Raw genomic sequence first — 7472 nt, 5'->3', positions numbered from 1 at the left:
GAACGCCTTCACCGCGCCGGCTGATGCCGTCGCTTTAATGGCGCCACGCCGTTCCGACGTGTCGGGTGTGTGCATCCTGTTCCCCCGGTGAAGCCATCCCCCGTGCGTCCTCACGCGGAGGGCTTGTCGTAGCACCGTCGGGTCGTCATCCAAGGGGTGAAATGCACTCCACCAAAACTTTTTGCGTGCCGCAAAAACTTTTGTCTCCGCCCCTTTCCTTCCTCCCTTCGCCGTTGCTCCTTTGCCCTTTGCCGCGAGAGAACTCACCAGGGAGATGGACAACCATCACCACAGGAGAAAACCAGGATGCACACACGAAACGTCAACGTCAAAACCGCCGCTCAAGAATCTACCGGAAGATGTGATTCAAACCTCACCACGTCCCAGTTCACGGATCTGTTTTGCTGGGTCCTGGCAGCAACGGAAGGGGAGCCACAACCGGCAATTTTTACACCGCCAGAGAATGCCACTGAGCTGACGTTAATAAATGACGAATGCCCGGATTATATCTCTGTCTGGGTTGTAGATGGTCGCCCGGTGGCAGCTGCAATGCCGCTGGATAATTTTCACCGCGTTATTTCTTCATCTCTAACTAAATAATCAGGAGTAAATAAAAATGGTCAGTTTCGCAAGCCGTTATCGTATGCCTACCTCGATCCGTAAAGACCGTCCGCTGACGAATGATGAATTACAGCGCATCGTTCCCAGCGCTTTCTCATCGGATAAACACGATTCACGCTCTGAACGTTATACGTATATACCGACCATTAACATTCTTGATCGCTTACGTGATGAAGGTTTTCAGCCATATTATGCAACTCAGTCACGTACACGTGACCAGGATAAACGCGACTTTACAAAGCATATGCTTCGCCTGCGCCATCATGACCAGATTAACGGAAAAGAAGTACCGGAAATTATTCTGCTGAATAGCCATGATGGTTCAAGCAGCTATAAAATGATCCCCGGTATGTTCCGTCAGGTTTGCAGTAATGGTCTGGTTGCATGGAAGGATTTTGGTGAAATCCGCGTACCCCACAAAGGGGATATTGTCGGGCAGGTTATTGAAGGCGCTTACACGGTGCTGAAAACATTTGACGCGGTTGATGAAAATATTGACCTCATGAAAAGCATTCAGCTCACTTTGCCTGAGCAGCGCCTTTTTGGTAAGACCGCCCTGGAACTTAAATACGATGGAAAACCAGCGCCGATTACACCGGAGCAAATTATTAACCCTCGCCGTGTGCTCGACAGAGGCCAGAATTTATGGACCACGTTTAACGTGGTGCAGGAAAATGTGATCCGTGGGGGAATTCGTGGCAGAACGGAAAAAGGGAAGATGACCAGAACGCGGGAAGTCACCGGAATAGATGGTGACATCAAATTAAATCAGGTGCTCTGGAAAATGGCTGAGGAGTTTGCAAAACTGAAGGCCTGAAAATTAAGCCGCTCAACAGAGCGGCTTTTTACTGCACGCTATGTGACGATGCTGTTTCTGCAATTTTAATATCATGCTCCTTTCCCGCAGCTGGCGCGAGACGTTCTGAAAGTAACTTTTTTCTGGCCAGTAATACACGATATATATTTTTGATATCCTGTGCATAGGCCTTGCGCTGTACAATGAGCTTTTTGCTCGGTCCAGTATTATACATCCCCACGCTGTCCCAGTTTTTCCCGTATGACCGAAAGTTGTGCGCCAGTACCCATGCTCCCGTATAAACGCAGATACATGGATCATTTAACAGGCGCTCACGGGTAATATTGAAGTTTTTAAGTTTACCGTAATGGGAACTGTTCACCTGCATACCGCAGACATCTTCCGTTCCATTCCTATTTGATCCATTTATCGCATCCGGTACCAGATGGCTCTCTTTAATCGAAATTGACATAAGCAGCAGCGGATCAATTTGGTAATCTTTCCCGGCCTGATCAAAGCACATCTGCGGAGCTGCGCCAGCAGATAGTGAAAGAGTCAGCAAAGCAGCAGGCAGTAACGATATTTTCATGGTTTGGCCTTTTAGCGAAATAAACGGGCTCTGGAGAGGCGCTTTAAAAAATACCCCGGCAGATCGTCGTAATCAAGTAAATTCACTACAAACGCGCGTGAGCGCTCTTCTGATGGGATTTAACACCTGTCCGAAATAAACATGTCAGAACAGTAGGCGGTATTAACATGCCGCTCTTTACTAACCCTTTAAAACATCACACCCCACGCAAGGCTTCGTCTTGCAGATTTTTCCTTTAATTTCAGGTGGATGTCTGTAAGAAATTTGCGCGCATTTGGAATATGACCGTTTAATGTCGTACATACCGACACTACACTATCGTATAATCCTGATACCTGTTAGTGTCGGTATGTCTCACATGTATCGTACAATTGTAGATATACTGTAATTACATTGAATTATATATCGCACAGTGTCACACTATCGCACATCATGGTGCTGGATTGTACTACTGTATAGAACAGGAATTCACAGTAGCATCAATCCATTACACCTTTGCGCAGCAATCTGATAATCCACCAACAGGCCATATGTAGTGTCGGTTCCGACACTAACTTAAAACAGGTAAGAAATATGGGAAGAGTCGGCATCTACCTTAAAGATAAAATTGAACGCGAAGTTCGCGATATTGTACAGCAGGACCTGCAAAACGGCGCAAACGCAGGAGAAGCAAACATCTCAGCCACCTGCAATGAATTAATCCGGCTTGGCCTTCTTGTTTATAAACGCGACGGAGAAGATGGCAACCAGTTTGATATCGAAGGATACCGGAGAGACCTCATAAGAAAAGCAGCAGGTTCACGCGAAGGCACAGTCCTTATAGCCACTCTACTTGCTGAGATGTATTTAAAAATGACAGGAAAAGACGGTGAAGGCAGCCTGGAAGATACGCTTGATATGATTTTAAGCGGCATAAATACCGCCGAGAACGAGGCGGAAGCAAGGCACTTCATCAACGAAAAAGAATAAATCTGCGAGCCGGAAACCCCGGCTCGCATCGATCACTGAGACGACTTTTCGTCCCACAGAGGCTCGCTTTTCTCCACCTCCTTAATTTTTTCCTTCAGGAAAACTTCAAATTCCATACACAGCACTTTAAGCGCCTGCGCATCCTCGTTCTGGTCAAGCAATCTTTCAGTAAAATAGCCGAGAGTATTCATTAACCGGGTGAGCATTTCATCATTCAGACTGCGGTTATGCACCTTCGCCATCGCCCTGATTTCATCCGCAAGATTCTCAGGAATACGCATGCTATAGCCGGTAGTTTTCCCCGGAAGCAAAATTCTTTCACCCTCCCGCCATACCCACAATTGCTCCTGTTTGTGTGGGGTCTTAATTTCACTCACAACCTCAACGGATTCACCATCAAGTAATTTCCCAAGCCATTCCTCAAATCTGACCGCCAGCGCAATAAGCCGCTCACCCTCCGCAGTTTTAATGACAGGCTTACCCGTCTGATAATTCAGAGACAACAAAAGCCTGGCAATAATTTCCTCATTCACGCTCCTGTTACCCGCTCTGGCACATATTCTCAGCTCCATGAGCAAATTATCGGGCGCCCGCAACCTCCACTCCACAGCCTCCCCTGGCTGGAACTTCCGTGGACGGCCGCGACCATCCCACATTTTCTCTTTAACTTTCATAGCTATAGATCCCTGAGGCCATTTCTGAACTTACTGGTCAACAAAGCCTACTCACTTACATATTCGGATAAATCTGAATACCTTCTAAAAATGTGACATGCGTCACAGTTTTTTTTTTTTAGGGTCATGGGACAATTGCACCCGCATAAACAAGCACTTACGCGATTCACTTTTGTTTACTTCGGAGAAAACAAGCATGTTAACCAAAGGCAGTGCCCTTAACGTCGGTAAGGGATGGGCGGTAGCGTCCTTATTCCGCAAAGCTCGTGAAAATCGTCTGACTAAATTTTACTTAAAGACAGTTGGCGCATTTCTTTTTGCATTCCTGGTCACACACCCGGCATTCGCATCCGGTACTGACCTTCTCGCATCACAGAACACAACGGTTAATTCAACCTTTGGTTCTGGCTCATCAATCGTTAAATGGTTTTACCTCGGGGAAATTCTTTTCGGTGTCTTCATTTATATGAAAACCCGCTCCCCACTCACATTCCTGGGCGTGCCGCTGGTAATCATTGCAACACGCATTGGTTTTGCGATTGCGAGCTAACCATGAGCGGGGAAGAGGATAAATACTACTTCCCGGAAACACTGAACCAGCAGGACCGTTATTTTGGTTTGCCATTAGATGAAATTATTATTGTCGCCCCTCTGGCTATACTGGGCATCCTCAACAATATGTCTATTGAACTCTCCATCATAGCGGGCCTGCTCTGGTTTCTCGTCAGATATCTGAAGAAAGGGCAGGGGTCGTACTGGTTACTTAATTTCTGTTACTGGCACCTGCCATCACTTTTATTCAAAGTAACCTTTCGCCAGATTCCTGATTCAAGTTTCCGGCACTGGAGGGCATAGTTTTTATGAAACTGAAAATTAAAGGAGAGCGCGATAAACAACTTAGTTATGCGTTTATTGGTCTTTCAGCGTTAACTTTAATTATGGGCGCGGGAAACGTATTAACAGGTTCGCTGGCATGGCATTTCGCCACCACCCAGAAAATCATCACCACGCCATTAACGTTTAACCGCCCATTTGCATCAGATTCAAAAAGTGTCGACGCCACCGGCCTGACACAGTTCGCCGCTTCCTTTATTTACTGGCGGCTGAATGTTAGCCCTGAAAACGTCGACACTAACCAGAAAATGGTTCTTGGATTCGTCCCCTCCGCCGAACGGGACGCACTCAAGAAAGCCCTGGATATTGAAGCTGAGCGAATCAAAAACGGGGGCATCACCACCCGATTCGACACGAAAGAAATTCGCGTTATTGACGATAACACCGTGCAGTACAGCGGAATACTGAAACCATCCACCACCAACGGCGCAATCACCACGCCACTGAAAGACCAGGAAAAAACCTACCGACTTAAACTGAGTTATGACAATGGTGTGATTAACCTCCACAGCTTTGAAGAACTCCAGCCGGTATCTTCCACCAACTGACAGGACTGCCCATGAAATTTCGCATTTCACCGGCAGCTGCTGCTGTGTTTCTGGCAGCGGGACTATTTACAAGCGGCCTCTGGGCCGCTTCCGCACCCGCAGCCATTCCGTTTGAGAACGACGCCGCCTTTAACGTCACACTCAGCAACACAAACCCGAGCAAGGTTGTTGTTGACGGAGAACTCATAACCAGCATCAGCGGACCAACCGGTGCCTATGACCAGAGCACAACCGACGACGGAGCGCTAATTCTGTCTCCACTCGTAGGCCAGAACTTCACGCTGTTTATCCAGACTGACCGCGGCTCATCCCTGAGCCTGAACGTCAGACCCCAGCCGGGTAACGGCAAAACACTGCGCTTCACCCCAATGTCACCACCACTTCGCAAGAACGATGACGCGAAGGCATGGGAAGAAGGGCAGACCTACGAAAAAACTCTGGTCGCATTGTCTCGCGCTGTAGTCAATGGCCAGGTGCCGGACGACTACCAGGAGTACCCGGTCAGCCGCATGCCGGCATACACACCCGCCAGTGATGTTCGCCTGACGCCGGAACGCCAGTTTGTAGGTAACCACCTGCGCATTGTGCGCTTCCGGATGAGCAACCCGGGCAGCATCACCCGCAGCCTGCGCGAGCGTGATTTCTGGCGCAAGGGCGTCCGGGCCGTAATGCTGTCGCAGAACCAGCTCTACGCCGGCGGAGAGGGGTATGCGAAACGGCATGATTGTCGGCTACGCGGGGGCTGCAGGCCTCCTGTCAGGTTTTGGTGAAGGTATCAAATCTGCGGCAACACCATCTGTCGGCCTCGGTGCCACAGCGGAAGTAGGTGCCGGCGACGTGTTTAAGCAGGGCTTTGGCGGCGGGGCCAGTAAGGCAGCCGACACGCTGAGCCAGTAAACGCGGCGATCGCTACCAGGACGTGCTGGCCGTTGACCGCAACGGCAGTACGGTCACGGTACGCGATGAGGAGGGGAAGATTGGACTGTATTCCCCGAAGCAACTCATCACCGGCGACGTGCAGCTGTTTCGCCGCAGCGAGAGGGAAGTCCGTGCCGGCGATCTGCTGAAGTTCACGGCGACAGACAAGGAGCAGGGACAGATGGCCAGCCAGCGCTATACGGTCGAGTCGGTCAGCAAAACGGGCAATATCCGTCTGAAGGGGGAGAACGGCCGCATCACCATCAATCCTCACGCCGTCAGGGCGCAGCAGCATATTGACTACGGCTGGGCTGTCACCGGGTACGGTGCTCAGGGGGCCAGTAGCGATTATGTCATTGCGCTTGAGGGCACGGAAGGCGGGCGTAAGGCACTTGCCTCCCGTCGCGCCTTCTACATTTCTGCCTCGCGTGTGAAGGAGCATGTCCAGATTTATACCGACGGGAAGGCGGACTGGGTTAATGCGGTAAAAACGCCGGAGCGGGATATCAAAACGGCGCACGATGCGCTGGCGCCAGAAACGCAGCGTAAACAGGCGAAAGCCATCTGGGCAATGGGACAGCCGGTGAATAAAACGGCCATTGGCCGCGCCTGGGTGCGCCATCAGGGCATGCAGGACGCGTCACTGACGGCAAAAATCATCCCGGCCACCCGGCGCTTTCCCGAACCGGCGCTGGCGCTGCCGGTGTATGACAACAACGGCAGGAGTGCGGGCCTGGCCCTGGTTTCCCTGATTGCCAGCCCGGAAGGGCGGATGACACAGGGGGAGACCCGGATGGTCATGACAGAACGTGCCCGTGGTGCGGTACTGCAGCGAAGCCAGTCCGGCAACACGATTGTGGTCAGTGACCTGGCGGCCGCGCTCGATGCAGTACGACATCACCCGAAGGACGGCGTGGTCTGGCAGACCGGCGATGAACCCCCTTCAGCATGGCTGCTTAAGGTGAGCGGCGGGACACAACAGGACGTCTCACCGGGAACTGTCTCCACGCTGACGGACGGGCAGAGCGTACAGCAGCTGCGCGAGCAGATGCTGGCAGAGCAGATTCGCAATGAAGAAGCCGGGCGGAGCAGACAGCCGGAACCGTTGCCGGCAGACGTTCCGCAGGAAGAAGTGATCAGACTGAAACCGGAAGAAATTAATCCGCGTAAACCGGAACCACTCACCCCGGATGCGGATGTGATCGCCAGGGTGAGAAGTGAGGAAAACACCGGTGGACAGGAAATGAAAGCCGCGGCAGGTGTCAGGAGTGAGCTGGAAGGTGCTGACAAGGCATCCGGTGAACTGTCGCGGGCATCGCGTGTGATTGCAGATCTGGCAAACGCTGAGCGCGACATGCTCAGGGCTGCAGAAAATACTGAACGCGGCCGCATGCCGGAGCGTGAAGAACAGACCCTCACCCGTACCATTCAGAAAGAACGTTAATCCCCCTTTTAACAATGAG

The 7472-nt window shown here is 51.1% G+C and carries 9 protein-coding genes and 2 pseudogenes; 9 read left to right on the top strand and 2 right to left on the bottom strand.

What is annotated here, in order from left to right; translation table 11 throughout:
• Positions 1-306 precede the first annotated feature (306 nt).
• Positions 307-600: a hypothetical protein gene (locus AC2FAP_RS23035; RefSeq protein WP_072163962.1), complete on the top strand. Its 294-nt coding sequence runs from the start codon at positions 307-309 to the stop codon at positions 598-600.
• A gap of 16 nt (positions 601-616) precedes the next feature.
• Positions 617-1438 (top strand): DUF932 domain-containing protein, encoded by an 822-nt coding sequence (locus AC2FAP_RS23030; RefSeq protein ID WP_333063166.1) that lies wholly within the window; start codon positions 617-619, stop codon positions 1436-1438.
• A gap of 28 nt (positions 1439-1466) precedes the next feature.
• Here AC2FAP_RS23030 and AC2FAP_RS23025 read toward each other — a convergent pair whose 3' ends face one another.
• Entirely contained in the window at positions 1467-2006 is a 540-nt protein-coding gene (locus AC2FAP_RS23025; protein ID WP_032636190.1) for a lytic transglycosylase domain-containing protein, read from the bottom strand.
• A gap of 573 nt (positions 2007-2579) precedes the next feature.
• Here AC2FAP_RS23025 and AC2FAP_RS23020 point away from each other — a divergent pair.
• Positions 2580-2975, top strand: coding sequence for a relaxosome protein TraM (locus AC2FAP_RS23020; protein ID WP_045343951.1), 396 nt, complete (start codon positions 2580-2582; stop codon positions 2973-2975).
• Positions 2976-3007: 32 nt separating this feature from the next.
• Here AC2FAP_RS23020 and AC2FAP_RS23015 read toward each other — a convergent pair whose 3' ends face one another.
• The gene (locus AC2FAP_RS23015; RefSeq protein WP_047366157.1) at positions 3008-3649 is read right to left on the bottom strand and encodes an Arc family DNA-binding protein; all 642 of its coding nucleotides are present in this window, start codon (positions 3647-3649) and stop codon (positions 3008-3010) included.
• Between the two features lie 196 nt (positions 3650-3845).
• On the opposite strand from AC2FAP_RS23015, the gene AC2FAP_RS23010 reads away from it, so the two are divergent.
• From AC2FAP_RS23010 to AC2FAP_RS22985, 6 genes and pseudogenes are all read left to right on the top strand, one after another.
• A complete protein-coding gene (locus tag AC2FAP_RS23010) occupies positions 3846-4199 on the top strand; it encodes a type IV conjugative transfer system pilin TraA (RefSeq protein WP_045343953.1) in 354 nt (117 codons plus the stop codon).
• A 2-nt stretch (positions 4200-4201) separates the two neighbouring features.
• Complete coding sequence (gene traL, locus AC2FAP_RS23005) at positions 4202-4504, top strand: type IV conjugative transfer system protein TraL (protein ID WP_045343954.1); 303 nt, start codon at positions 4202-4204, stop codon at positions 4502-4504.
• A 5-nt stretch (positions 4505-4509) separates the two neighbouring features.
• Positions 4510-5091 (top strand): TraE/TraK family type IV conjugative transfer system protein, encoded by a 582-nt coding sequence (locus AC2FAP_RS23000; protein WP_045409367.1) that lies wholly within the window; start codon positions 4510-4512, stop codon positions 5089-5091.
• 11 nt (positions 5092-5102) lie between these two features.
• Positions 5103-5861 carry a type-F conjugative transfer system secretin TraK gene (gene traK / locus AC2FAP_RS22995; protein WP_485453021.1) on the top strand — a complete coding sequence of 253 codons (759 nt, stop codon included), beginning with the start codon at positions 5103-5105 and terminating at the stop codon, positions 5859-5861.
• Positions 5800-5985, top strand: a pseudogene (locus AC2FAP_RS22990) (F-type conjugal transfer pilus assembly protein TraB); the annotation flags it as partial. The gene traK and the pseudogene AC2FAP_RS22990, both read left to right, overlap by 62 nt.
• A gap of 1 nt (position 5986) precedes the next feature.
• A pseudogene (locus AC2FAP_RS22985) lies at positions 5987-7453 on the top strand (conjugative transfer relaxase/helicase TraI domain-containing protein); the annotation flags it as partial.
• Between the last annotated feature and the right edge of the window lie 19 nt (positions 7454-7472).

The sequence above is a fragment of the Enterobacter cloacae complex sp. 394I7 genome (assembly GCF_057320345.1).
This window is presented reverse-complemented; position numbering and strand designations above follow the sequence as displayed.

What these genes read in the sequence shown, in the direction of transcription:
- AC2FAP_RS23030 (WP_333063166.1), top strand. Translation starts at nt 617, where the DNA reads ATGGTCAGTTTCGCAAGCCGTTATCGTATGCCTACCTCGATCCGTAAA.
- AC2FAP_RS23035 (WP_072163962.1), top strand. Translation starts at nt 307, where the DNA reads ATGCACACACGAAACGTCAACGTCAAAACCGCCGCTCAAGAATCTACC.
- AC2FAP_RS23025 (WP_032636190.1), bottom strand. Translation starts at nt 2,006, where the DNA reads ATGAAAATATCGTTACTGCCTGCTGCTTTGCTGACTCTTTCACTATCT.
- traL (WP_045343954.1), top strand. Translation starts at nt 4,202, where the DNA reads ATGAGCGGGGAAGAGGATAAATACTACTTCCCGGAAACACTGAACCAG.
- AC2FAP_RS23015 (WP_047366157.1), bottom strand. Translation starts at nt 3,649, where the DNA reads ATGAAAGTTAAAGAGAAAATGTGGGATGGTCGCGGCCGTCCACGGAAG.
- traK (WP_485453021.1), top strand. Translation starts at nt 5,103, where the DNA reads ATGAAATTTCGCATTTCACCGGCAGCTGCTGCTGTGTTTCTGGCAGCG.
- AC2FAP_RS23020 (WP_045343951.1), top strand. Translation starts at nt 2,580, where the DNA reads ATGGGAAGAGTCGGCATCTACCTTAAAGATAAAATTGAACGCGAAGTT.
- AC2FAP_RS23000 (WP_045409367.1), top strand. Translation starts at nt 4,510, where the DNA reads ATGAAACTGAAAATTAAAGGAGAGCGCGATAAACAACTTAGTTATGCG.
- AC2FAP_RS23010 (WP_045343953.1), top strand. Translation starts at nt 3,846, where the DNA reads ATGTTAACCAAAGGCAGTGCCCTTAACGTCGGTAAGGGATGGGCGGTA.